Here is a 22,010-nt window from a genome sequence, read left to right as displayed (position 1 = left end):
TGCATCGGCAGATGAAAAGAGGAGTAACATCGAATGTATCGCAAGTTCTTTGCCGGCGCCGCCGTGATCGGCCTGCTGGCTGCCCCTGCCACCGCCACCGACTGGACCTACGAAGGCGAAACCGGCGCTGACCGCTGGGGCCACCTGCACACCGATTTCGAAATGTGCGAGCGCGGCATCATGCAGTCGCCGATCGACCTGGGCGCTGGCAACGTGAACGCCACCGGCGAAGTCGAAGTGATGGTGCACTGGAACGCCGGGCCCCTGACCATCCTCAACAACGGCCACACCGTGCAGGCGAACTTCGCCGAAGGTTCGCACCTGATGAGCGGCGGCAAGACCTTCAACTTGGTGCAGGTCCACTTCCACACGCCGTCCGAGCATGCCGTCGATGGCGAACGCTTCCCGCTGACCGCGCACTTCGTCCACGCCAGCGATGCCGGCGAACTGGCTGTGCTGGGCGTGATGTACGTCGAGGGCGACGCGCATTCGGAAATGCAGAAGCTGGTCGACGCCGCGCCTGCCGAGGCAGCCGATGCCGCGACTGTGGATGGCGTGACCTTCGATCCCGCCATGCTGCTGCCCGCGAACGACGGTGAAATCGAAGTCTATCGCTACATGGGTTCGCTCACCACGCCGCCGTGCAGCGAGGGTGTGAACTGGCACGTCGTGCCCGAGCCGGTGGAAGTCAGCGCCGAGCAGATTGCCGCCATGGAAGGCGTGATGGGCATGAACGCCCGTCCGCTGCAGCTGCTCAACGGCCGCCTGCTGGTCGCTCCGGAGTAACCTGGCCTGGCTGCGGGCAGCCGGGTGCTGCCCGCAGCCATAACTTGACTTTGTCCGCCCGTTTGCGCCTGTATGGCGGCGGGGAGAGACAAGCATGCGAAGATTAACGGGATTCCTGCTCGCCGCAGCACTGGCCGTGCCTGCAGCCGCGCAGGACGCGCCGCTCGAACAGCCGGAGGTGGAGCGCGTCTATACGCCGATCCCGGCAGAGCGGCTGGACCAGATGGTGCCCAAGCATCCCGGCTATCTTGGCGCGCTGGCACCCGCCAATCTCAATGCCGAGCGCCCACCGGCGCCGATCGACCTGACCGGGACATGGTTCGTCGACCTGTCCGAAGGCTTCCTGCATTTCCTGTTCGGCCCGCCGTATCCGCGGTTCGGCCCGGAAGGGGTGGAGGCACTGATCGATTCCGCCGCCGCGCGCGAGGCGGGCGAGACGTACCGCGACAGCATCGGCCAGTGCTACCCGCCGGGCATGCCGATGATCATGACGCGCGTCTGGCCGCACGCCTTCATCCAGCTGCCGACCGCGATCTACATGATTTCCGGCTTCAACAACTCGGTCCGCACGATCTTCCTCGACGGGCGCGAGTTCTCCAACGCCGACATCGTCGTGCCCAGCTACAATGGTGAGAGCATCGGCCATTTCGAAGGCGATACGCTGGTGGTCGAAACCCGCTATTTCGAGACCGACAACCACTGGATCGACTACGGCATCCCGATCAGCGACGAGTTCCGCATCATCGAGCGCATCACCCTGTCGGGCGACGACAACGAGGTGATGGAAATCGAATACATCATGACGGACCCGCAGATGTGGGAGGGCGAATGGCGCTCCACCAAGCGGTTCACCCGGCAGGATTACACCGACATCAACGAGGCGAACTGCATCCTTGCCTACAATGCCAACCTGCCCGGCACCGATCTCGGCAGCGAGGCGGCGGAAGAGCGCGGGCAGAGCAACCTGGTGGGAGAGGACGAATGAAGCGTTTGGCTTTGGGCGCGATGGCTGCCGCACTGGCCCTGGCGGGCGGTGCCTCCGCACATCACAGCTTCGCCATGTTCGACCAGCGCCAGATCATGACGCTGGAAGGCACGGTCACCGAATTCCAGTGGACCAACCCGCACGCCTTCATCGAGATGGATGTGCCGCAACAGGGGCAGGTGGTGCACTGGTCGATCGAGCTGAACAGCCCGAACAACCTGCGGCGGCAGGGCTGGCGGCGCAATTCGCTGACTCCGGAGGAGGAAATCACCCTGCGCATGAACCCGCTGCGCAACGGCCATCATGGCGGCCTGTTCCTCGACCTGGTCAAGGCCGACGGCACGGTGCTCGATTCCGGCCTGCCGAAGAACGGCACGCCCGTTAACGTCCCGCAATTGTGAGGAGGGGACACATGCGATTTGCCAAGATTTCCGCTTGCCTGCTGGCACTGGCCGCCTTCGGCGCCACGCCCAGCACGGCGCATCATTCCTATTCGATGTTCGACATGCAGCGCACCATCGTGCTCGATGCCACGGTGGTGCAGTTCCGCTGGTCGAACCCCCACGCCTTCATCCGCGTCAACGTGCAGGCAGGCGACGAGGTGGAGCTGTGGTCGATCGAGATGACCAGCCCCAACAACCTCGTGCAGGAGGGCTGGACCCGCCGCACGCTGCGGCAAGGCGACAGGGTGCAGCTCTACGTCCACCCGCTACGTAGCGGGGCGCAGGGCGGCAGCTATGCCGGTGTGCGCCTGCCTGACGGTTCGACGCTGGGCGAGGTCGAATGAAGCGTGTCGCAATAGCGCTTGCCGCGCTGGCCTGCACCGTGGCGGTGCAGGCGCAGGTCACTTCGCCGGTGCCCGAAGGTCTGGCATCGCCCGGTGACAGCGCCGGCTTTGCCAAGGGCCGCTATGCCGAACTGGACGCGTTGCCCGACTGGGGTGGTATCTGGTTCGTCGAGTTCGACCGCAGCAACCCGCCCTCGCAACCGCTGTTGCAGGGTGAATACCTCACCTCGCTGGAGCAATGGCGCGAGGAAGTGCGGGCCAACAACGGCGTGGAAATGCGCCCGCGCGGCAATTGCTCGCCGCCCGGCCTGCCGCGCATCATGATGCTGCCCCAGTATCCTTACGAGTTCCTGTTCACGCCCGGCCGCGTCACCATCAACCAGGAAGCCTGGATGCAGACGCGCACGATCTGGACCGACGGGCGCGACCATCCTCCGCTGGAGGAATTGGACCCCAGCTATCACGGGCATTCCATAGGCCACTGGGAGGGCGATGTGCTGGTGGTCGACACCATCGGCATCGACGAGGGGCTGGAGATCGACGACGGCGCGCGCCATTCGAACCAGTTCCGCCTGGTCGAACGTATCCATCTCGATCCCGACGATCCGGATGTGCTGGTGAACGAGATGCGCATGACCGATCCGGTGGCATTTGCCGAACCGTGGGAAGTGACCATGCGCTATCGCCGCGACCGGCACGGTGCGCTGATCGAGTTCCAGTGTTCGGAAAACAACCGCAACCCGGTGAACGAGGACGGCGAGACGCAGTTTCTTTGACTCGCAATCTCAACGGGCTAGACCTTGGTCATGGCCGAGACGAACCGCATTGCTGTGATCCGCGCGCTGTTCGGCTGTGCCGAGGATACGGCGGATGAAATCTCCCGGTCAGCCATCTGGCGGTCGAACAAGGCGGGTGAGCCGGTGCTGCACCAGGGCAGCGATCACGGCGCCTGCAACATGGTGGTCAGCGGTTCGGCGGACCTGAAGCTGCTGGGTCAGGACGGGCGCTACTCGCAGATCGCCACGATCGAGGTGGGCGAACCCTTCGGCGTCTATCCCGCCGCCGACGTGATGACGACCGACGTGGTCGCGCGCCGGGATCTGGAGCATATCAGCATCGATGCCGGCGTGCTGGCGCGGATCGCCGAGGTGCGGGCCGACCTTGGCGCGGCGCTGGCGCGGCTGTTCGCCAAGCAGCTCCAGGCCCTGCTGGGGCGCTTTGCCGCGCGGTTGACGCTGTCGGCGACGGGCCGCGTTTACGAACAGCTGCTGCTGGAAATGGACGAAGATCGCCGCATCGCGCCGGTCCCGGTCGTCGCTGCGCTGGCCGTGCAGGCGCAGACCACGCGTGAAACCGCTTCGCGCGCCGTCAGTGCGCTGGAACGGCGCGGCATCATCGAGCGGCATCCCGATCACTGGCGGGTGACTTCGCCGCGCATGCTGGAGGAAATGCTGGTCTAGGCCAGCAGGAAGACGTCGAACGGGCCTTCGGCGGAGCGGACCTCGCCGTAGGATTCGATCGTTGCCTCCGGTCGCTGCGCCAACATGGCAAAGGCGAAGGCCTTCGATGCCAAGACTTGGCCGGCTTCGCCGACCGACAGCATCGGACCGAGCCGGGAATGGGCCTCCGCCGGATCTGCGCCTTCGGGCCGGTAGCGATAGTCTAGCACGACCCTGTGGCCTGCCGCGATCCAGCCGGTGATGCCGACCATCGCGGCTGCGGGCGTGTCGAACTCCTGCACGATTACCTCGCCGCCGGACGACTTGCTCGCGCCCAGCGTCACCAGTTTGCCCGCAGGGGGTACGTGGTAGGAGCTGCCGCCGGCCCGCGCCGCCTTGAGCACGATTGCCTTCAGCTCGGAGCCATCCTGCTGGGGTGGCTCCTCGTCGATGGCGACGATGCGCAGCGAACAGGCACTGGTCTGCAGCAGGTTGGCATTCTGCAGCGCCATTCCGCGCGCGACATCATCGGCAAGCACCACCGACGGGGCATCGGGCGCGGAACTGCTTTCCAGTTCGTCCACCGATGCCGCCGCTTCCAGGGCACGGTCGAAGCGCTCTCCCCATGCGGGATCGACCGCCATGACCGAACGCTCGCGAAAGACGTCGCGCGGGCAGGGCAGGACGACGTGCAGCATGGCCCCGCGTTCGATCAGGCACTCGGCAATGAGGATATCCGCTCCCGCTGCCAGCGCCCCGAAGCCGAAGCCGATGTTCTCGCTGGCGATGGTCTCGCAGATGCGGCGGTGCAGCGCCTCATCCTTGGGGTCGATATCCATGATCCCGCTGAACTGCAGCGAACGCGGCGGGCGATGCTTGTCGAGCCATGCCGTCGGGAGGCCGCGTTCCTCGCAGATCAGCGTGAACTGGCCGATGGTAACGGCATGGTCTTCCCAGGCCTGCGGAGCCAGCGCCATGGCCGAGGCGAGCGCCGCGCGCGCTTCCACGTCCTGGCCTAGCAACAGCAGGGCTTCCGCCCGCGTGGCGTGCCGCCAGTAGGGCGTTTCCGCCTCGTCCGGGTTTTCATCCAGCACGTCGAGCACGCGCGCGGCCAGCGCCTCGGCGCGGCGATCCTTTCCGGCCAACCGGGCCAGGGTGGCGGCATTGATCAGCGGATAGGAGAACTGGTCGCTGCCTGCTGCCTGCTCGTAGCGTTCGGAGGCGCGCAGGAAGAGATCGGCGGCTGCCGAGCCTTCGGCCCGCTTGCCCCGCTCCTTCAGGATGCGGCCCAGCATCAGGCACAGGTCGGCGTCGTCCGGCGACCGCCCTTCGCCATATTCGGTCAGCAGTGCCGTGGCCCGATCGAGCGAACCCGACCGGGCATGACGGATGATCTGTGCCCGTAACTGGTGGCTTCGCATCAGGTCATCTCGCCAGCGGCTGGGCTCACGGCCGGCTGCCCTGGCCGTTCCCGGTATCGGGGTCGACAACGATGGCGATGGTCTCGTCAGCCTTGCCGAGGTCGCAACTGGGCTTGCGCCCGGTACAGGCCCGCAGGTGCAGGTTCATCGAGAACCAGGCGTCTTCCCAGGCTGGGTCGCTGGCGGGACGTCCCTCGGCGTCGAGGAAGGCGTTGTAGATGGTGAGACCGGATATGCTGCGGGAACCGGCCAAGGGGCCGACACTCGCTCCGCTCCAGCTGGTATTCGGGTGGCGGGTGGGCAGCATGCCTTCGCGCACTTCGTCGTCAGCTCCGAATGGCGTGAAGGAAACCGGCGTCAGGTCGTTGAAGCCGATATCGGTATTGGCGATGTGCACATACAGCACATGCGGAGAGCCAAAGTCGAAATCCTGGAAGTCTTCGCGATAGGCCTCGCCATTGCGCTGCCTGCCCGGATCGACATAGGCGGAACACGGATTGTTGCCCTGTGGATTGCCACGCAACCAGCGCACCAGGCACTCGATCCGTTGGGCATCGTCGCCGTCGCGCTCGAAGTAGGCATGGCGGGAAGTCACCCGCCCGCCCGGTCCGAAATTCAGATACAGCAGGGTCGCGTTGGCAGGCTCCGCCGTCAACATGCTGGGGGATGAAGGATCCTTGCCGTAAATTGCGGGAATACCCACCGCTGCCTCCGTTTCAGTCACGCCGGCTTCCTCCTCCGTCGAATTATCGGAACAGGCTGCAACGCTCGCTGCCAGGATGACAGCAGCAGTGCCGCCAGCAAGTTTGCGACGCATTCGTGTGTTCTCAATGCTCATGTCGTCTCTCCCTCCGTCTCCAGGAATTCCTCGAACCGTTGCACGCCCCTGCAGGAGGATCCGACATTGGCTGCAACGAAGATTTCCCTGGCTTCATTCAGATAGCGTTGCTGCGGCGCACCGTCGGGCCCGGCCATGGCGCGTGCCAGCAGCAGCAAGGTGCGGATCCGGGTCGCGGCGATGCTGTCTCGCGTTTCCGCGTTCTGTTCGGCCAGCTGTTCCAGATCGCCCGCCGCGCGCGACAACATCTGCACCGCTTCCGGCTTATGGCCCCTCAGCAACTCGATTTCGCCCATGCCGATCAACGGCGCCACCGCGCGCTGTTGCAGGTCGAAATTGCGGGGACTGGAAGCCAGCAGGGCGGTGAGCAGGTCAAGTTCGCGCTGCCGGTGGTCGAAGGCTTCGTCATATTCCTCCACTTCCACCAGTATGTCGGCCAGCCACCCCAGGCGATTGGCCAGCGCAGCCACGTACCCGTCCTCGGCGGGGTCCCGACTGATCGCCTGTTCGACATGGACGATGGACTGCCGGCAATTGGCGATGGCTTCCGCGCGTCGCGCCGGATCGCGGCCCAGCACCTCGCACATGTTCCCATGGGCGTAGCCAAGCTCCATGGCGCTTCGGGCCGTATCCGGCTCGAGCTCCGCCAGCGCCCGGGCTTGGGTCAAGTATCCGCGCCAGTGGGTTTCGGTACGCTCGAGCTCGCGTAGCTGCCAGGCGGCGGCGCCGACGTAGAACTCGCTCTGGGCATGCGCGAAGACCCGTTCGGGATTGCGCGGCTCCCGCTCCAGCAGGCTGGCGGTTGTCCGGTGCGACTGATTGATGAAGGCAATGGCGCTGTCGTAATCGCAGGCCTCCTGCTCGTCCTCGCTGATCGCGTGCAGCGTACGCGCCCACCACTGCAGGCTATCGTCCGGCAAGTCGTCGAGGTCGCCCTGGGCCGAGTAATAGCCCAGAACCCGCTGGTTCACGCCGCTCATGATGTCCAGCCTCCCGACGCCGCGCAATTCGGTCCGCAGGTCGGTGAGCATGTACTGCACCAGCCCCTCGGCCTCGGCACGCTGGTGCTCGGCTTCGTTGCGGGCCTGGATGGCGAGGTAGGTCATGGCGCTCATGACTAGCAGCAGTGCGACCGCGGCCACCGTGACTGCCGTCACGCGCCGCAGCCGGCGCTGGGCATCGCGCTGCATCAACTGGGCCAGCGGCACGTCGGCCACGCCAGCCACCAGCTTCAGCAGGGCAAGCCGCTTGCCGTCCGTGTTGGGCCGGAAGTCTGCCGCCAGCGGTTTGGCCTCTTCGCTGACATCCAGCAGGGTCGACGGGAACGCGGTGGCAGGTTCCCCGGCGACCAGCGCGGGCAGGATGGGGCGGTCCGGGTGCAGCTCCCGGAAGAGTTCGATCTCCCGGTTGACCCATTGTGACGCTGCCGCAGCGGGGGAGCAGATGACCACCAGGGCGCGAGACTTGGCCAGCGCGGCCACCACCTCCTCTGTCAGGCTGGTGGCGGCGGGCAATTCCTCGCGGTCGCGAAAGATCGGCGGCAGCCGTGCCGGCAGGGGGCCATGCCCGGTCGGCGTGCCGACGACGGACTTGGGAAAACGATAGGTCTCCAGCCGCCCATGCAGCCAGCGGGCAAAGCCGGCATCGGCGTGGCTGTAACTGATGAAGGCGCAATAATGCTTCGCCATGCCCTACGACCCTGTTGCGACCTCCGGAAAGGTCACACAATCGGGCTGGCGAAGCAACTTCTGTTACGAATCAGGCGTTTTTCAGCCGAAGCTGAAATGTCGGCACGCCTGTCTCTGCCTATTCGTCATCGTCTGCATCGGATCCGCCGAACAGGTCGCGGAGGGCTTCCACGATGGCATCTTCGTTATCCGAAAAGGCCTCGGTGAAGGCGTCGAGAGCCAGCGACGGATCGTCCGATTCGAAGACGATTGCGGTCATCACCATGTTCGGCGATGCCGGGACGTCGATCGTGGTGACGGAGCCGGCATGTCCGATCATCGACCCGGGATAGGTGAAGCCATCCTCCAGCCTTCCCAGGTCGATCCGCAAGGCCCCGGTAATGGCTTTCTCTTCCCCGGTCGGGCTACCCGCTGCAAGGAACGGGCTTTCGCTGAAGACGAGGTAAGCGATCACGTGTTTGCGGCCGCTGCCGCTGCGGGTGGGAGCATGGCGGCCATAGACGAACTCGGTGGGCGCGAACTCGATCGTGATGGCGGGTTTGGCGCTGTTCCCGGTGCCGCGCGTGGCGGCATGGAAGGTGACGTTGCCGCTCAGGGCGAAGCCCGGGTCGCCCACGCGCGAGCCTTGCACATTGCGCACTTCGCGCACCACCGAGAGCGGATAGGTCCTCGACGCACCTCCGGGCGTTTCCACGCACCGCGCGATGCCCGATGCCGCCCACACGGCGTTGCGGCGGCTCTGCGCACGCTCGAGCAGTCCCTCGCCGAACTTGAAGGCGAAGTCGACCGCCAGTCCGACCAGGGCAGGGGTGACACTGCTGACCCCGATACCGCCCGGTCCGCAATTCAGCGAGACTGCCTGGACCTCGATCTCGCTGGCGGTAGGGGCGGCGGCCACCTGCGGGCGCGTCAGTCCGGGAGAGCCGCAGCTGCTCAGCGCAAGGCTGGCGGTGGCCAGCGCAAGCGCGGTTCTGTTCGTCGTATTCATGGCCATGTCCTCCTGTCCAAATCGCCTCTCAGCTGTCGTCCAGCGCGCGGTTCCACCACTTGGCGGCTTCCTCGCGCACTTCCCGGTTGAACTTGTCGCTGGCGTAGCTGCGCGTGGTCCACGGAGGGGTGCGGTTGTCGTAGGGCCAGACCAGGATCTGCGCCGGGTCCGCTTCGGGTACGCCGCCGTTGCCGGGATGGCAGTCGCCGCCGGTGCCGGCCAGCATGATCCAGTCGCCGTCGAAGCTGGTGAAGCGCATCGACATCGGCTCGGTCCAGGTGAGCAGCTGTTCCTGCAGGATGCCGACCGCGATCCGCTCGCCCAGGCGCAGCGATTCGTAGTAGTCGGTGTAGTAGTGCACCCCAGCCCAGTCGCGGCCGATGGAGATGTTCGCCGCCAGCTTGTCTAGCTCGCCCAGCAGCGAGATGCCGCTGGCATCGCCTCCCCATGCGTCCAGCGCGGTGCCGTTGGCATTGGGAACGTAGAACTGCTGCAACTTGTTTCTGGAGGCATCGAACAGCGACAGTTCATCGGCGAACAGCGCCGGCGCATTGGCGATCATCTGCGGCAGCGCAAGGCCATTGCTGCCGCGATAGATGCCTTCGGGCCCCGAGGCACCGCCGATACTGACGGCGGACAGGTCATACATCTCGAAAAATGCCTTGATCATGGTGACGCAGGCACCGGCCACGGTCGCATGGCCCGCGCCATAACTGCCGTGTACCGGCGAGCCTTCGGGGAAAGCCATCGGCAGCAGCCAGTTCTGCCCTGGCGCGAAATCCGGCGAACCAACGGCATCCTGCGACAGCGGCACCCCGGCAGCGCTGAGCTGCTGCCGCAGCGACGCCACGGCATTCTCGAAATCGCCCAGCTTGTTTGCCTGGGCGCTGTCAGACAGGCACAGCGCGCCGCCGATGGCTTCCGGACGGCCGCGCAGGTGGACCTGGAACTTCTGCCGCCGCACCGCCTTCAGCGCGCGCGTCGCCACCTCGGTAAGCAGCGAGAGGATATGCGGTCCGCCGAAAGTGGCAAAGCCCTGGCGCGTGGGATGGCCCTTGCCTTCCGGCAGGCCGGAGTCGGTCGGCGCCCCGACCGAGAGCATCCACAGGCAGGCATTGAGATAGGCCTGGTACAGCGCATCGAAGTGGACATAGTGCGCCAGATCACGCGGCTTGTGGATGAAGCGGCGTTCGCCGTCTGCCTCGAATTCCAGTGCATCGGTGGTATCCTTGCCGTTCTGGACATCGAGCCAGGACTGCCAGGTGGTCATGTAATCCTTGCCATAGCGTGCCGGCAGTACGCGCTGGTCGACCACCTGGGCGCCGTACTGGATCATCCCGGTGTCGATCTGGAAACGGTTGGCGGCGCTGCCACGATCCTCGTTTCCGATCAGCAGGAATTGCGAGAGGTAGGGTCCTACCTTTGAACCGGGCGTCGACCCGCGGAACAGCGTTTGCAGCGTCAGGTCGCCGTTGTCGTCCAGCCGGGCCTGGCGGCGGCTGGCTTCACGCTTCTTTGCGGGCTGCGGGCCGGTGAACCAGTCCATTCCGCCAATGGATGTCGCCGCGGCAGTGACCTGCGCATTGCCGCCGCTTTCCAGGTTGCTGACATGCTCGTCGCGCAGCGAGGCCATCCAGTAAACTTCGGCCATCTCGACCGCCAGTTCGTCCGAGCCGACCTTGGGCGCGGGCGGCATGGCCACCGCGTCCATGTCCGGGCCTTCGAGCTCGTAGTAATGGCCGCAGATCGGCGACTCGAAAATCCGCTCCGCACCACTGGCGAGGGGAACATTGAACTCGGCACGCCGGCCCGAGGGGCAGGTATCGTCGAAGCGCCGCGAGGTCTTGCGGTCGGGCCCGTCCTGACCCAGCTGATCGAGGAACTGGTCGAAGTCCGACTGCGTCACGATCCCATACTTGTCGTGCTGGAGCGACTTGGAGAAAGAGGCGATCGGCGGCACCAGGCCAGCTTCGCCATTGCCCTTCTGCTTGATTGTCCCGAGCCCCTTCGCCCGGCGGCGCGACAGCACGGTGGCTTCGTTGCGCACGTCGCGGGCATGGGCAGCGCGCTTCTGGCGATCAGGCTTGGGATTGGTGGCAGTCGTCATCTCTTCCTCCGGAACCTTGTGAACTCGGTCGGGAGGAAATTGACGTCTTGCACCGTCGATGCGCGTGACGCACGTCACGGCATGTGGGAATTATCGATTTGAAGAGAGGAAACCACTGGTCGGGAAGACAGGATTCGAACCTGCGACCCCCACACCCCCAGTGTGATGCGCTACCAGGCTGCGCTACTTCCCGAGACCAGTGGAGAGCGCGCCTATAGTGGGCAGTTTCGCCGCTGGCAACCACCTCGATTGCCTCATATCACCAATGCTGCTAGGCGCGCGCACCACGTGCCGAGGAGGGGTGCGACTTGAACCTCGCCGAGGCCTCCCCACACTAGTTGTTCCTCGAATTTGGACGGACCCGAGACTCATGCTTGATTTCCTCGCCGCCGCCGGAGCTGCCGATGCCCCTCCCGGCTGGCTCCAGTTCCTGCCCATTGTCGGTATGATCCTGATCTTCTGGTTCCTGCTGTTCCGCCCGCAGATGAAGCGCGCGAAGGAGCACCAGCAAAAGGTCGCCTCCATGAAGAAGAACGACAAGGTCGTGACTGCCGGCGGCATCGTCGGCAAGGTCGTGAAGGTGGATGACGACTATGCCGAAGTCGAAATCGCTCAGGGCACGCGGGTGAAGATCGTCAAGAGCACGATCGGCGACATCCTGCCGCCCGGTGGCAAGCCGGCCAACGACTGACGCTCCTTTCGGATAGGTAGCCATGCTCGATTTTCCTCTCTGGAAACGCATTTCGCTCTGGGCCATCACGCTGCTGGTGGCCCTGGCGGCGGTGCCTTCCATCACTTCGCTGACGGGCGTGGACCTGCCGGACTGGGCCGAAGGGCCCGAAGTCAACCTCGGCCTCGACCTTGCCGGTGGCAGCCACATCCTGCTGGAGGCCGACCCGGCGCAGGTTGAGCGCCAGCGGCTGGAAACCATGGAAGAGAGCGTGCGCACGGCGCTGCGCGACGCCCAGCCGCGTATCCAGATCGGCGATGTGTCGACTGCCGACAACCGCCTGTCCTTCATGCTGGAGGATGCCAGCGAGATCGACCGCGCCCGCGAGGAACTGCTGCCGCTGATCAACGGCAGTGGCTTGGTGGCCGAATGGCAGCTGCAGGTCGTCGACGGCAGCCGCTTCGTGCTGACGCAGACGGAGCAGGGCCTCGACCAGGCCGTGACCGATGCGATGGACTCCGCCACCGACGTGGTGCGCCGCCGTATCGACGATCTCGGCACGCGTGAGCCGACCATCATCCGGCAGGGTGACAACCGCATCGTGGTGCAGGTGCCGGGCCTGGAAGACCCGCAGCAGCTGAAAGACCTGCTGGGCCAGACCGCCCGCCTCGAATTCAAGCTGGTTGCCCCCAGCCTGCAGTTCGAAATGACCGAGGAAGAGGCGCGCGCCCGCGCCATTCCGGGTACCGAATGGGTGCCCTATGCGGAGGACAACGTGCAGGCCGGCCTGGGCATGGTGGTCAACCGGCTTGGCGGCATCCGCGGCGACAGCCTGACCAATGCGCAGCAGAGCTTCGACGCGCAGACCAACGAACCGGTGGTCGGAATCCAGTTCGACGCGCAGGGCGGTGCCCGCTTCGCGCAGCTTTCCACCCAGAACGTCGATCGCCGCTTCGCCATCATCCTCGATGACGAGGTGATCTCGGCGCCGTCGTTCAACGAACCGATCCTCAGCGGCTCGGCGCAGATTTCCGGCGGCTTCACCGTCGAAAGCGCCAATGCGCTGGCAATCTCGCTGCGTTCGGGCGCGCTGCCGGTGGACCTGACCATCATCGAGGAACGCACTGTCGGCCCCGACCTTGGCCGCGATTCGATCGTGGCCGGCGCCGTGGCCATGGGTATCGGTTCGATGCTGGTCGTACTGCTGATGGTTGCCACTTACGGCCGCTTCGGCATCTATTCGACCGTAGCGCTGGTCTTCAACGTGCTGATGGTGCTGGGCATCATGGCGGTGATGAACACCACGCTGACGCTGCCCGGCATTGCCGGCTTCGTGCTGACTATCGGCGCAGCGGTGGACGCCAACGTGCTGATCAACGAACGTATCCGCGAGGAACGACGACGCGGGCGCCGCGTCGTGGCGGCGGTGGAGAATGGCTACAAGGAAGCCAGCCGCGCCATCTACGACGCCAACGTCACCAACTTCATCGCCGGTGTGCTGCTGTTCCTGTTCGGCTCCGGACCAGTGCGCGGCTTTGCCGTCGTCCTCATCATCGGCCTGTTCACCTCGGTCTTCACCGCGGTGACGCTCACCCGCATGTGGGTCGCTGGCTGGCTGCGCGACAAGCGCCCCAGCGACATCAACGTGTAAGGGGAGGGACCAAACATGAAACTGCTCAAGCTCGTCCCCGAAAACACCAACATCAAGTTCCTGCGCTGGCGGGTACCCTTTTACGTCGTCAGCCTGCTGCTGATTGCGGCCAGCTGGGCGCTGGTGTTTACCAAGGGCCTCAACTACGGCGTTGACTTCGCCGGCGGCCAGGAAATCACCGGCACCTTCCTCGAAGAGCAGGAAGCCCCCATCGGTGAACTGCGCGGCACGCTCAGCACGCTGGGGCTCGGCGAACCGGTGATCCAGCGCTTCGGCGACGATAACCAGGTCTCCATCCGCGTGCGGCTGCCGGAAGAGGCCGAGGGCGATCCCGCGGCCGCCAACCGCATCGCCAACCAGATCATCGGCGCGGTGACGGAAGCGCATGCGGATTTCCGTGTCGATTCGAACAACACCGTCTCGGGCAAGGTGTCCGGTGAATTCCGCGAGACTGCGCTCTACGCGCTGCTGTTCGCCATGCTGGCGATTGCCGCCTACATCTGGATTCGTTTCGAATGGCAGTTCGGCGTGGGCGCGCTGTTCGCGCTGTTCCACGACGTCAGCCTGACGCTGGGCATGTTCGCGCTGTTCCAGCTGGAATTCAGCCTGCAGATCATCGCCGCAATCCTGGCCATCATCGGCTACTCGCTGAACGACACCATCGTCGTCTACGACCGTATCCGCGAGAACCTGAAGAAGTACCGCAAGATGGAGCTGCCCGAGCTGCTCGACCTGTCGGTGAACGAGACGCTGGCGCGTACGGTGATGACCTCGCTGACGCTGCTCGTCGCGCTGATCCCGCTGCTGCTCTTCGGCCCGGCCAGCCTGTTCGGCCTGACCGCCGCCATCGTGCTGGGCATCTTCGTGGGTACCTATTCCTCGGTCTACATGGCGGCGCCGATCCTGGTGTGGCTGGGCGTGACCAGCAACAGCTTCGTGCCCGAGGAAACCGTGGCCGAGCGGCAGGAAAAGAAGGCTCGCGGCGAGATCTAGGTCGACGGGCCTAGGTTAGCAGGCTTTCGTAATAGGCGGCCAGCGCGGCGGCGTTGGCCTCCCAGCTGAAGTGGTCGACGCTCGAGGCGACGTCCTTCTTCTTGTAGCCGGCTGCAAATACCTCGCGAACGCCATCGGCAACGCCTGCAACGCTGCGTTCGACGATGCGCCCAGCTTCCGGCCGCGTCAGCAGTTCGCGCGCGCCGCCCGCGTCGGTAATGACCAGCGGAATGCCGCAGGCGAGCGCCTCGACCCAGGCATTGGCAAGGCCCTCGCTGGCCGAGGGCAGGACCATGGCATTGGCAGCGCCCAGCACCATCGGCAGCGTCCCGTGATCGAGGCTGCCGAGAAAGTGCACGCGATGCGAAACGTCGCACTCGAAGGCGAGCTGGGCGAGGGCGTCACGGTCCGCTCCCGTACCGACCAGCGCGAGGTGCGTGTCCGGCAGCTCCGGCAAGGCGCGGATGACGAACTGCTGCCCCTTTCGTGGAATGAGCGCGCCGACCGTCACCAGCAGTTTGTCGCCGTCGCCCAACTGGACGTTGAACTCCTCGGCCAACCGCTCCCGACACTTGCCGCGCCCCAGCGGCCGGAACAGCTCATGGTCCAGCCCGGTGTAGTGCACGGTGATCTTGTCGGCTGGCAGGCCGATTGCCGCCATGTCCGCCTTCAGCGCCTCGCTGACCGCCAGCAGGCCGGCCGCCTGTCGGGACGCGGCCTGCATCTTGGCCAGCGCATAGCCCTTGTGGCCCCAGTGCGAGATGTCCGCCCCACGCGCCTTGATGCTGAGCGGCAGGTCCAGTTCCGCCGCGATCCGTGCCGCCGCAGGGCCATCGGGGTAGAAGAACTGCGCGTCGACGAGATCGTATGGCTGGTTCGCATGCAGCCGGCGCGCCAGCGGCAGCACGGCGCGGGCGATCATCCTTGGATTGAAGGGGCCGCCCACTGCGGGGATCAGGTTGAAACGCGGGCGGCGCACGTCGACTCCGCCTTCTTCGCCCGACACCGCCGCAGCCGCCAGTGCCTTGTAGCGCCCCATCGGCACCGGCGGCACGCCGATCGGGTTGATCACCGTCACTTCCCAATCCGGCCGCGCGGCCAGCGCCTCCATCTGCCGGGCGACGAAGGTGCCGAAGCGCGGCACATGGGCGTTGGGATAGAGCGTGGCGATGGAGAGGACGCGTCTCATCGTGTCACCTTCGCGTAGGCTGCTCCCTAGAGTTTCCGCACCAGCATTTCGGACACCGCCAGCCAGGCCGGGCTGTCGATGACGATCTGTCGCTGGCCAATGCCCGGCGGCAGCAGGCCCACCAGCGTTCCTTGCCGGTCGATCAGGCGACCGAAGGCGAAGCGTCCGCCGGAGCGGGGTGCCAGCACGTCACGGTTGATGAGATTGGCGGCATCTTCCGGCGAGACCTGCCGCATCCATAGCTGGTCGCCGCTGCGATATTCGCCCTGGCTGGTCTCGATCGAGAGGCACACCAGCGAACCGGCATCGACCAGCTCGGTCGGCAGGATGGCATCACGCGGGGCGGACAGCGCTTCCGCTCCAGCTTCAGTCAGCCGGGCGATGATCTGCGTTGGCTGGTCGTCGTCGCCTTTCACCAGGGTTTCCGGGTCGACGCCGAGCGCGGCACCGATGCGGTTCATCCAGGCGAGCGAGAGATTGCGCATGCCGGTTTCCAGCCGCCCGATGGTCTGCGCGGTTGTGGGCGGATCGCAAGCGGCGGCCACCTCGGCCAGCGTCATGCCCTTCTGCTTGCGAATGTCGCGGATGCGGTTGATCACGATCAGGCTCCAAATAACCAATCTGGTTGCAAAAACCCCTTTCCTACAACCGATTCGCTTTTGCAAGGCGCGCGGCGAAGGAAGAAGGGGAATAGCCTTGCAGCATCGCAAACTCGTCGAACGGGAACTGACCGAAGAAGGCCCGCGCCGTCGCAATGGCGCGGTGAAGAGCCGCCGCAGCGTGACGGTGAACCTGGGCGAGAGCCCGCTGGGCTGGCTGCATGCCCACGGCCACCTCGACGATCGGCTGTTCGACGCGGGCGAGCGGCTGCGCGCCGATTACGAGCGCGCCAGTCTTGGCCCCAATGTCACCATGCGCTGGGATCCGGTGCGGGTGAAGGGGACGGGCGACCAGGGCCTGACCCCGTCCGAACGCCAGCTGTCTGCACGCACACGGTTCGACGGGGCGCTGAAGCAGGCGGGCAAGGGGCTGGAGGACATCCTCTGGCGCGTGGTTTGCGCGGGTGAGTCGCTACCGGTTGCGGAAAGGGCGCTGGCCTGGCCGGCGCGCAGCGGCAAGCTGGTGCTGAAGCTGGCGCTCGACCGGGTGGCCGACTTCTACCGGATAACCTAGCCGAACAGGCCGCGCAGCCAGGCGACGAACTTGCCTGCCAGCGATTGCGAGCGCGCCCGTTCGCGTGCTTCCGCGGCTTCCTGCTGGCGCTCGCGGATCAGCTTCTGGCGGAGCGAATTGCTCTGGCCGGAGGAGACGGAGTCGAGGGTCCGCTCGCGCGAGACGTCGGCATACATGAAGGCGTAGCCATCGACCTCGTCGTCCTCGATTTCGGTGAACCGGGTTTCCGCTTCGGCCGGCTGCTCGACCTCTTCCACCACGGGTTCTGCGGCAGTCTCTGGCTCAGCCTCCGCCTCGACTTCGGTCTCGGGCCATTCGACGTTGCCCGTTGCGAATTTCTCCGCTTCGCCTTCGGCCAGCTCGTCCTCGGCCTCGATTTCGTCGTACATACCCAGTTCGAGCGGCTCTTGCGCAGCGGCGCGCTCAGGTTCGACCAAGGAGGCAAAACCGGGTTCGGGTACGGCGTCGAACTGTTCCTGCCAGTCGTCGACCGGCGGTGTCTCGGCCAGCGGTTCATCGAAGTCCGGACCGGCGACTTCCGGCTCGACAGCTTCGGCCTCGGCTTCCTCGACTTCCTCGACTTCCGCGGCTTCGACTGCGACAGGTGCCGGCTCTTCGTCTTCCGGCAGCTCGGCCAAGGCTTCTTCGCTGTCCGCTTCCGCGGTGAAGGTGTCTTCGGCTTCCGGCTCCTCGATGAAGTCCTGCTCGGTCTCCGCTTCTTCGGCAAAGCCTGCTTCGGTCGCCAGTTCTTCCGGCGCTTCCGGCAGTGAATCTTCGATCGTCGGCTCGTCGCTGAAGGATTCCTCTTCGCCCATGGCTTCGGCTTCTTCCGGCTCCACGGGAGCGGGCGGCGTCACCGCATCGCGCATGGCTGCCAGCGGGTCGAAGGTCTCGGCTTCCGGTTCGTCGTCGAACGCATCGTCGAAGTCCGGGGCGATCGGCGCATGGCGCCCGAAGGCTGCGCGGTTGTCGTCGAACGGAGCGATGTAACGGCTGGCCGGCCGCGCTTCCGGCGCATCTTCGATACGCGGCGCGCGGAATGCGTCGGGCGTTTCCAGGCTCTCCGGCTTTGCGGCGCGTTGTCCGACCGGAACCAGCGGATCGCCTGCGGGCGGCTGGTACGGGGCAGGGGGCACGCGCAGCACCACCCGGTCAAGCGCGCTCGGCTTGCTGCGGGCGGGCTTGTCGTCCGCCGACTCTGCGAGATCGGCTTCCTCGTCGACCACCTCGTCTTCGGCGAATTGGTCCAGTTCGGCGTGCTCGAGCTCTGCCGGTTCGTCGAAATCCGCCGCTTCGGCTTCCGTAGTGTCGTATTCTTCGGCCTCGAAAGCATTTTCGACGGCGGGCGCTTCCCCTGCGAACTCTTCGGCTTCCCAGCCTGTCGCTTCGGGCATGGGCTCGACTTCGGCTTCTGTCTCTTCGGCCGGCGCTTCTTCATCGACGGGTTCCGGAGTTACGAAATCCTCGGCTTCCGGCTCGTCGAAATAGGCAGGTCCCACGGCAAGTTCCGGTTCGGCGTCCGCTTCGGACTCCGGTCCCGCCTCGAACGCTTCGTCCTGCTCAGCAAATTCCTCCTCCGGCTGCGTCGGCAGCGAGGGGAAGATGCGGTGCTCCATGTCGAGGTCCTGATCGAGCGCCTGGGCGGCCATGGCGTCGATATCCAGGTGCTCGTCCGGCAATTCGGGCAGGTCCGCGATGGTGGGCTCTTCCGCTTCACGAATGCGCGACATGCCCAGCACGTCGTCGTTGGTTACGATATCGCCATCGTCGCCGCCGTTCTGCGCGTCGTCGACCTCGCCCATGTCTTCGGGGCTGGCGCTCTCGTCGTCCATCGGGGCCAGGCCCAGCAGCGAGCTGGCCGGGCGGGCAGGTCGTTCGACCGGCTGGCCAAGCAGCTCTGCCGAGGCATCCTGGAACATCGAATGCGCCTTTTCCAGTTCCTCTGGAGCGAGGACCAGAACCGGCTTTTTCTTGAACTTCTTGGGTCCGCCCAAGGTGGACAGACTGCCGAATGCATCTGCCTGCGCGGCATCATCGGCGCGAACTGCGGAGGAAGTGGCGTGGCCCATAGATTGCCCGTTGTGGCGCTACTTGGTGCAAACGCCATGAGCGAACGTGGTTAACGGCCCTTTTACAATCGCGAGACGCGCTATCCCTCGACCCGGGCCGCCAGATCGAGCCAGCGCTCTTCCGCTTCGTCCTTCTCGGCCCGCGCCATTTCCAGCGACTTGCCGATGCGCGAAAATCGGTCCGGATCCTTGCTGTAGAGATCGGGATCGCCCAGCGCCGCTTCGCCCTTGGCGATCAGTTCTTCCAGCTCTTCGATGCGCGCGGGGAGCAGCTCGTAATCGCGCTGTTCCTTGTACGAGAGCTTGGCCGGGTTTTGCGGCGGGGGAGGGGGCGCAGCGGGCCTGGTGTCCTTCTCGGTGCCGTTCTGTGCCTTCTTTGCCGGGCGCGCCGCCTTGCGCTTGGCTTCCCAGTCCTCGTAGCCGCCGGCCACGATATCCACCGTGCCGCTGCCGTCGAGGCCCAGCGTTACGGTTACGGTGCGGTCGAGGAAGTCGCGATCGTGGCTGACGATCAGCACCGTGCCCTCGTAGTCGGCGATGACTTCCTGCAAGAGGTCGAGCGTTTCCAGGTCGAGGTCGTTGGTCGGCTCGTCGAGCACCAGCAGGTTGCTCGTGCGGGCGAATTCGCGCGCCAGCAGCAGGCGGCTGCGCTCGCCGCCGGAGAAGGTGCCGATCTTGGCATCGACCAGCGAGGGATCGAACAGGAAGTCCTTGAGGTAGGCCTGCACGTGCTTGCGATGGCCGCGCACGTCGATCCAGTCGCCGCCTTCGGCCAGCACCTGCCGCACTGTCAGCTCCGGCTGCAGCAGGGCGCGCTGCTGGTCGATCATCACGCCCGACAGCGTCCGGGCGTGAGTGACAGTTCCGGTGTCCGGCTCGATTTCCTTGGTCAGCAGCTTCAGCAGCGTGGTCTTGCCCGCGCCGTTGGCGCCGACGATACCGATCCGGTCACCGCGCTGGATGCGCAGGCTGAACGGCTTGATGATCTGGCGCCCGTCGTAGCTCTTGGAGATGTCCTCCGCGACGATGACGGACTTGCTCTTGAATTCCTCGTCGCTTGCCAGCTTGAGCTTGGCCGTGCCGCCGGGGGTGATCATCGCGGCGCGGGCGGCGCGCATCTCCCACAGCTTCTCGAGGCGTCCCATGTTGCGCTTGCGTCGGGCGGTGACACCGCGTTCCAGCCAGTGCGCCTCGATCTTCAGCTTGGCGTCCAGCTTCTCGGCTGCGCGGGCTTCCTCGGCATAGACCTGTTCCTCCCAGGCCTCGTAGCCGCCGAAGCCGACTTCCTTGCGGCGCAGCTGCCCACGGTCGAGCCACAGCGTCGACTTGGTCAGGCGCTTCAGGAAGGTACGGTCGTGGCTGATGACGATGAAGGCGCCGCGATAGCGGGTCAGCCAGTCTTCCAGCCAGTCGATCGCGGCAAGGTCGAGGTGGTTGGTCGGCTCGTCCAGCAGCAGCAGGTCCGGGTCGAGCGCGAGGGCGCGGGCGATTGCGGCGCGGCGCTTCTCGCCGCCGCTGGCGGTCGCCGCCTCGGTCGTCATGTCGATGCCGAGCTGTCCGGCGATGGACTCCACCTCGTGCTCGGCCGGGGGCGATCCCCCGACAGCGCGAAGTCCATCAGCGTCTTGAAACCGGAAAGGTCCGGCTCCTGCTCCAGCCAGACGATCTGCGTATGCGGCTTCACCTTGCGGATACCGCGATCCGCCTCGATCTCGCCGGTGATGAGTTTCAGCAGCGTGGTCTTGCCCACGCCGTTGCGGCCGATCAGCGCCAGCCGGTCGCGCGGGCCGATGTGCAGGTCCAGTCCGTCACCCTGCGCCGGGTCGCCGAACAGCCAGCGCCCGCCTTGTTGCAGGCCCAGTCCTTCCCAGCTCAAGATCGGTGGTTCCGCCATGGTCGGGCGCAGGTAGGCGCGGGGGAGGCGGCTGGCAAGCGGCTGCTGAGGAAAGGGCGATGTTCATGCATGTGAAAGCGGGATTGGCGCAGTCATTCCAACGCCATGCTTCCGTAGACGTATGAGATGGTGCGTTAGGGATACACCTAACCTTGCTGAATGATGGGGCGCGAATTCACGCCTTGTTCAACGCTTCGGGTTTAGGCACACGAACATCATGAGGACTGCTTCCGCCCTGCTTGCTGCAATTGCGCTCACGGCCTCGCTCGGGGCTGCGCCGGCATATGCCCAGTCGCAGCAGTCGCGCGGCGACCAGCAGAGCGCCCGGGCAGAGATGCAGGCGGGTCGCAACCTGCCCATTCGCGATATCGAGCGCCGGATCATCCCCCGGATGGAAGAAGGCGACGAGTATATCGGCTTCGAATACGATGCGACGGCGCAGGCCTATCGCCTTAAGTTCATTCGCAATGGCCGGATGATCTGGGTCGATGTGGACGCGCAGACCGCCCGTATCCTGCGAATTTCACGCTAACCGGGCATGGGGACCTCCCGCTTGCTTGACGCGTTTGGGTCAAAAGCCCAAGTGAAGAGCGCGTAGAGCAGGGAAGGAATACGATGCGCATCCTGATCGTCGAGGACGAGCCCACACTCGGCCAGCAGCTGAAGTCCACGCTGGAACAGAATGGCTATGCGGTGGACCTGTCCACCGATGGCGAGGACGGCCATTTCCTTGGCAGCACCGAAGATTACGACGCCGCCATCCTCGACCTCGGCCTGCCCGAGATCGATGGTCTCACCGTGCTGGGCATGTGGCGCAAGGAGCGCCGCAACTTCCCGGTGCTGGTGCTGACCGCGCGCGACAGCTGGTCGGACAAGGTGGCGGGCCTCGATGCCGGCGCCGACGATTACCTGGCCAAGCCGTTCCAGACCGAAGAGCTGATCGCTCGGCTGCGGGCACTGATCCGCCGTGCCTCGGGCAATGCCAGCAGCGAACTGACCGCTGGCGACGTGCGGCTGGACACGCGTTCGGGCCGCGTCACGCTGGCGGGCGAGCCGGTGAAGCTGACCGCGCAGGAATACAAGCTGCTCAGCTACCTGATGCACCACAAGGGCAAGGTCGTCAGCCGCACCGAGCTTATCGAACATATCTACGACCAGGATTTCGATCGTGATTCGAATACGATCGAGGTCTTCGTCACCCGCATCCGCAAGAAACTCGGTGCAGACGTAATTACGACGATCCGTGGCCTCGGTTACAGCCTCGACGACCCCGACGACGCCCCCCGCGAGTAACACTCCCGCAACGGCAGACGCGGCGACGCAAGCGCAGGA

General features: G+C 65.5%; 20 protein-coding genes, 1 tRNA gene and 1 pseudogene. 12 read left to right on the top strand and 10 right to left on the bottom strand.

The window, feature by feature from the left end; genetic code table 11:
- The first annotated feature begins 33 nt into the window (after nt 1-33).
- From OZN62_RS03730 to OZN62_RS03705, 6 genes are all read left to right on the top strand, one after another.
- A complete protein-coding gene (locus tag OZN62_RS03730; protein WP_269101404.1) occupies nt 34-786 on the top strand; it encodes a carbonic anhydrase in 753 nt (250 codons plus the stop codon).
- A gap of 94 nt (nt 787-880) precedes the next feature.
- Nucleotides 881-1,771 carry a hypothetical protein gene (locus OZN62_RS03725; protein WP_269101403.1) on the top strand — a complete coding sequence of 297 codons (891 nt, stop codon included), beginning with the start codon at nt 881-883 and terminating at the stop codon, nt 1,769-1,771.
- The gene (locus tag OZN62_RS03720) at nt 1,768-2,172 is read left to right on the top strand and encodes a DUF6152 family protein (RefSeq protein WP_269101402.1); all 405 of its coding nucleotides are present in this window, start codon (nt 1,768-1,770) and stop codon (nt 2,170-2,172) included. The genes OZN62_RS03725 and OZN62_RS03720 overlap by 4 nt, the downstream gene beginning before the upstream one ends.
- 11 nt (nt 2,173-2,183) lie before the next feature.
- A complete protein-coding gene (locus OZN62_RS03715; RefSeq protein ID WP_269101401.1) occupies nt 2,184-2,558 on the top strand; it encodes a DUF6152 family protein in 375 nt (124 codons plus the stop codon).
- On the top strand, nt 2,555-3,334 hold the full coding sequence (locus OZN62_RS03710; protein ID WP_269101400.1) for a hypothetical protein: 780 nt from the start codon (nt 2,555-2,557) through the stop codon (nt 3,332-3,334). The genes OZN62_RS03715 and OZN62_RS03710 overlap by 4 nt, the downstream gene beginning before the upstream one ends.
- A 30-nt stretch (nt 3,335-3,364) precedes the next feature.
- Nucleotides 3,365-4,018, top strand: a complete 654-nt coding sequence (locus tag OZN62_RS03705) for a Crp/Fnr family transcriptional regulator (RefSeq protein ID WP_269101399.1) — start codon at nt 3,365-3,367, stop codon at nt 4,016-4,018.
- On the opposite strand, the gene OZN62_RS03700 is transcribed toward OZN62_RS03705, so the two are convergent.
- The 6 genes from OZN62_RS03700 to OZN62_RS03675 all read right to left on the bottom strand — a co-directional run bounded on the left by OZN62_RS03700 (nt 4,015) and on the right by OZN62_RS03675 (nt 11,232).
- Nucleotides 4,015-5,418, bottom strand: coding sequence for a TRAFs-binding domain-containing protein (locus OZN62_RS03700; RefSeq protein ID WP_269101398.1), 1,404 nt, complete (start codon nt 5,416-5,418; stop codon nt 4,015-4,017). The genes OZN62_RS03705 and OZN62_RS03700 overlap by 4 nt on opposite strands.
- Before the next feature lie 25 nt (nt 5,419-5,443).
- Entirely contained in the window at nt 5,444-6,256 is an 813-nt protein-coding gene (locus OZN62_RS03695; protein WP_269101397.1) for a hypothetical protein, read from the bottom strand.
- Nucleotides 6,253-7,944 carry a toll/interleukin-1 receptor domain-containing protein gene (locus OZN62_RS03690; protein WP_269101396.1) on the bottom strand — a complete coding sequence of 564 codons (1,692 nt, stop codon included), beginning with the start codon at nt 7,942-7,944 and terminating at the stop codon, nt 6,253-6,255. Before OZN62_RS03690 ends, OZN62_RS03695 begins: the two co-directional genes overlap by 4 nt.
- 118 nt (nt 7,945-8,062) lie before the next feature.
- Nucleotides 8,063-8,932 (bottom strand): hypothetical protein, encoded by an 870-nt coding sequence (locus OZN62_RS03685; protein ID WP_269101395.1) that lies wholly within the window; start codon nt 8,930-8,932, stop codon nt 8,063-8,065.
- Nucleotides 8,933-8,960: 28 nt separating this feature from the next.
- On the bottom strand, nt 8,961-11,039 hold the full coding sequence (locus tag OZN62_RS03680; RefSeq protein ID WP_269101394.1) for a hypothetical protein: 2,079 nt from the start codon (nt 11,037-11,039) through the stop codon (nt 8,961-8,963).
- Between the two features lie 116 nt (nt 11,040-11,155).
- A tRNA-Pro gene (locus OZN62_RS03675) sits at nt 11,156-11,232 on the bottom strand.
- Between the two features lie 177 nt (nt 11,233-11,409).
- Between OZN62_RS03675 and yajC the strand changes: the two genes are divergently transcribed.
- The 3 genes from yajC to secF are packed head-to-tail and all read left to right on the top strand — an operon-like array spanning nt 11,410 to nt 14,353.
- Nucleotides 11,410-11,730, top strand: coding sequence for a preprotein translocase subunit YajC (gene yajC, locus OZN62_RS03670; protein WP_269101393.1), 321 nt, complete (start codon nt 11,410-11,412; stop codon nt 11,728-11,730).
- Nucleotides 11,731-11,752: 22 nt separating this feature from the next.
- On the top strand, nt 11,753-13,360 hold the full coding sequence (gene secD, locus OZN62_RS03665) for a protein translocase subunit SecD (RefSeq protein WP_269101392.1): 1,608 nt from the start codon (nt 11,753-11,755) through the stop codon (nt 13,358-13,360).
- A gap of 15 nt (nt 13,361-13,375) precedes the next feature.
- The gene (gene secF, locus OZN62_RS03660; protein WP_269101391.1) at nt 13,376-14,353 is read left to right on the top strand and encodes a protein translocase subunit SecF; all 978 of its coding nucleotides are present in this window, start codon (nt 13,376-13,378) and stop codon (nt 14,351-14,353) included.
- Nucleotides 14,354-14,363: 10 nt separating this feature from the next.
- Here secF and OZN62_RS03655 read toward each other — a convergent pair whose 3' ends face one another.
- Both OZN62_RS03655 and OZN62_RS03650 read right to left on the bottom strand, forming a co-directional pair.
- Nucleotides 14,364-15,542, bottom strand: a complete 1,179-nt coding sequence (locus OZN62_RS03655; protein ID WP_269101390.1) for a glycosyltransferase — start codon at nt 15,540-15,542, stop codon at nt 14,364-14,366.
- A gap of 26 nt (nt 15,543-15,568) precedes the next feature.
- Nucleotides 15,569-16,141, bottom strand: a complete 573-nt coding sequence (locus OZN62_RS03650; protein WP_269102095.1) for a helix-turn-helix domain-containing protein — start codon at nt 16,139-16,141, stop codon at nt 15,569-15,571.
- A gap of 97 nt (nt 16,142-16,238) precedes the next feature.
- On the opposite strand from OZN62_RS03650, the gene OZN62_RS03645 reads away from it, so the two are divergent.
- Entirely contained in the window at nt 16,239-16,715 is a 477-nt protein-coding gene (locus OZN62_RS03645) for a DUF6456 domain-containing protein (protein ID WP_269101389.1), read from the top strand.
- Here the strand turns inward: OZN62_RS03645 and OZN62_RS03640 are convergent.
- Both OZN62_RS03640 and OZN62_RS03635 read right to left on the bottom strand, forming a co-directional pair.
- On the bottom strand, nt 16,712-18,784 hold the full coding sequence (locus OZN62_RS03640) for a hypothetical protein (protein ID WP_269101388.1): 2,073 nt from the start codon (nt 18,782-18,784) through the stop codon (nt 16,712-16,714). The genes OZN62_RS03645 and OZN62_RS03640 overlap by 4 nt on opposite strands.
- Before the next feature lie 80 nt (nt 18,785-18,864).
- Nucleotides 18,865-20,678 (bottom strand): annotated as a pseudogene (locus OZN62_RS03635) (ABC-F family ATP-binding cassette domain-containing protein).
- Between the two features lie 217 nt (nt 20,679-20,895).
- Between OZN62_RS03635 and OZN62_RS03630 the strand changes: the two are divergent.
- On the top strand, nt 20,896-21,210 hold the full coding sequence (locus OZN62_RS03630; RefSeq protein WP_269101387.1) for a hypothetical protein: 315 nt from the start codon (nt 20,896-20,898) through the stop codon (nt 21,208-21,210).
- An 83-nt stretch (nt 21,211-21,293) separates the two neighbouring features.
- Nucleotides 21,294-21,971 carry a response regulator transcription factor gene (locus OZN62_RS03625; protein ID WP_269101386.1) on the top strand — a complete coding sequence of 226 codons (678 nt, stop codon included), beginning with the start codon at nt 21,294-21,296 and terminating at the stop codon, nt 21,969-21,971.
- The last annotated feature ends 39 nt before the right edge of the window (nt 21,972-22,010 follow it).

It is taken from the genome of Aurantiacibacter sp. MUD11 (genome assembly GCF_026967575.1).
GTDB lineage: Bacteria > Pseudomonadota > Alphaproteobacteria > Sphingomonadales > Sphingomonadaceae > Alteraurantiacibacter.
Note: the sequence above shows the minus strand (reverse complement) of the source record. Positions and strands in the feature narration are given on the sequence as shown.

Bases quoted from the DNA above. Each gene is read 5' to 3' on its own strand.
- OZN62_RS03655 (WP_269101390.1), bottom strand. From the start codon at position 15,542: ATGAGACGCGTCCTCTCCATCGCCACGCTCTATCCCAACGCCCATGTG.
- OZN62_RS03630 (WP_269101387.1), top strand. From the start codon at position 20,896: ATGAGGACTGCTTCCGCCCTGCTTGCTGCAATTGCGCTCACGGCCTCG.
- OZN62_RS03730 (WP_269101404.1), top strand. From the start codon at position 34: ATGTATCGCAAGTTCTTTGCCGGCGCCGCCGTGATCGGCCTGCTGGCT.
- OZN62_RS03690 (WP_269101396.1), bottom strand. From the start codon at position 7,944: ATGGCGAAGCATTATTGCGCCTTCATCAGTTACAGCCACGCCGATGCC.
- OZN62_RS03640 (WP_269101388.1), bottom strand. From the start codon at position 18,784: ATGGGCCACGCCACTTCCTCCGCAGTTCGCGCCGATGATGCCGCGCAG.
- OZN62_RS03710 (WP_269101400.1), top strand. From the start codon at position 2,555: ATGAAGCGTGTCGCAATAGCGCTTGCCGCGCTGGCCTGCACCGTGGCG.
- OZN62_RS03720 (WP_269101402.1), top strand. From the start codon at position 1,768: ATGAAGCGTTTGGCTTTGGGCGCGATGGCTGCCGCACTGGCCCTGGCG.
- OZN62_RS03725 (WP_269101403.1), top strand. From the start codon at position 881: ATGCGAAGATTAACGGGATTCCTGCTCGCCGCAGCACTGGCCGTGCCT.
- OZN62_RS03705 (WP_269101399.1), top strand. From the start codon at position 3,365: ATGGCCGAGACGAACCGCATTGCTGTGATCCGCGCGCTGTTCGGCTGT.
- OZN62_RS03700 (WP_269101398.1), bottom strand. From the start codon at position 5,418: ATGCGAAGCCACCAGTTACGGGCACAGATCATCCGTCATGCCCGGTCG.
- yajC (WP_269101393.1), top strand. From the start codon at position 11,410: ATGCTTGATTTCCTCGCCGCCGCCGGAGCTGCCGATGCCCCTCCCGGC.
- OZN62_RS03625 (WP_269101386.1), top strand. From the start codon at position 21,294: ATGCGCATCCTGATCGTCGAGGACGAGCCCACACTCGGCCAGCAGCTG.
- OZN62_RS03685 (WP_269101395.1), bottom strand. From the start codon at position 8,932: ATGAATACGACGAACAGAACCGCGCTTGCGCTGGCCACCGCCAGCCTT.
- OZN62_RS03695 (WP_269101397.1), bottom strand. From the start codon at position 6,256: ATGAGCATTGAGAACACACGAATGCGTCGCAAACTTGCTGGCGGCACT.
- OZN62_RS03715 (WP_269101401.1), top strand. From the start codon at position 2,184: ATGCGATTTGCCAAGATTTCCGCTTGCCTGCTGGCACTGGCCGCCTTC.
- secF (WP_269101391.1), top strand. From the start codon at position 13,376: ATGAAACTGCTCAAGCTCGTCCCCGAAAACACCAACATCAAGTTCCTG.
- secD (WP_269101392.1), top strand. From the start codon at position 11,753: ATGCTCGATTTTCCTCTCTGGAAACGCATTTCGCTCTGGGCCATCACG.
- OZN62_RS03680 (WP_269101394.1), bottom strand. From the start codon at position 11,039: ATGACGACTGCCACCAATCCCAAGCCTGATCGCCAGAAGCGCGCTGCC.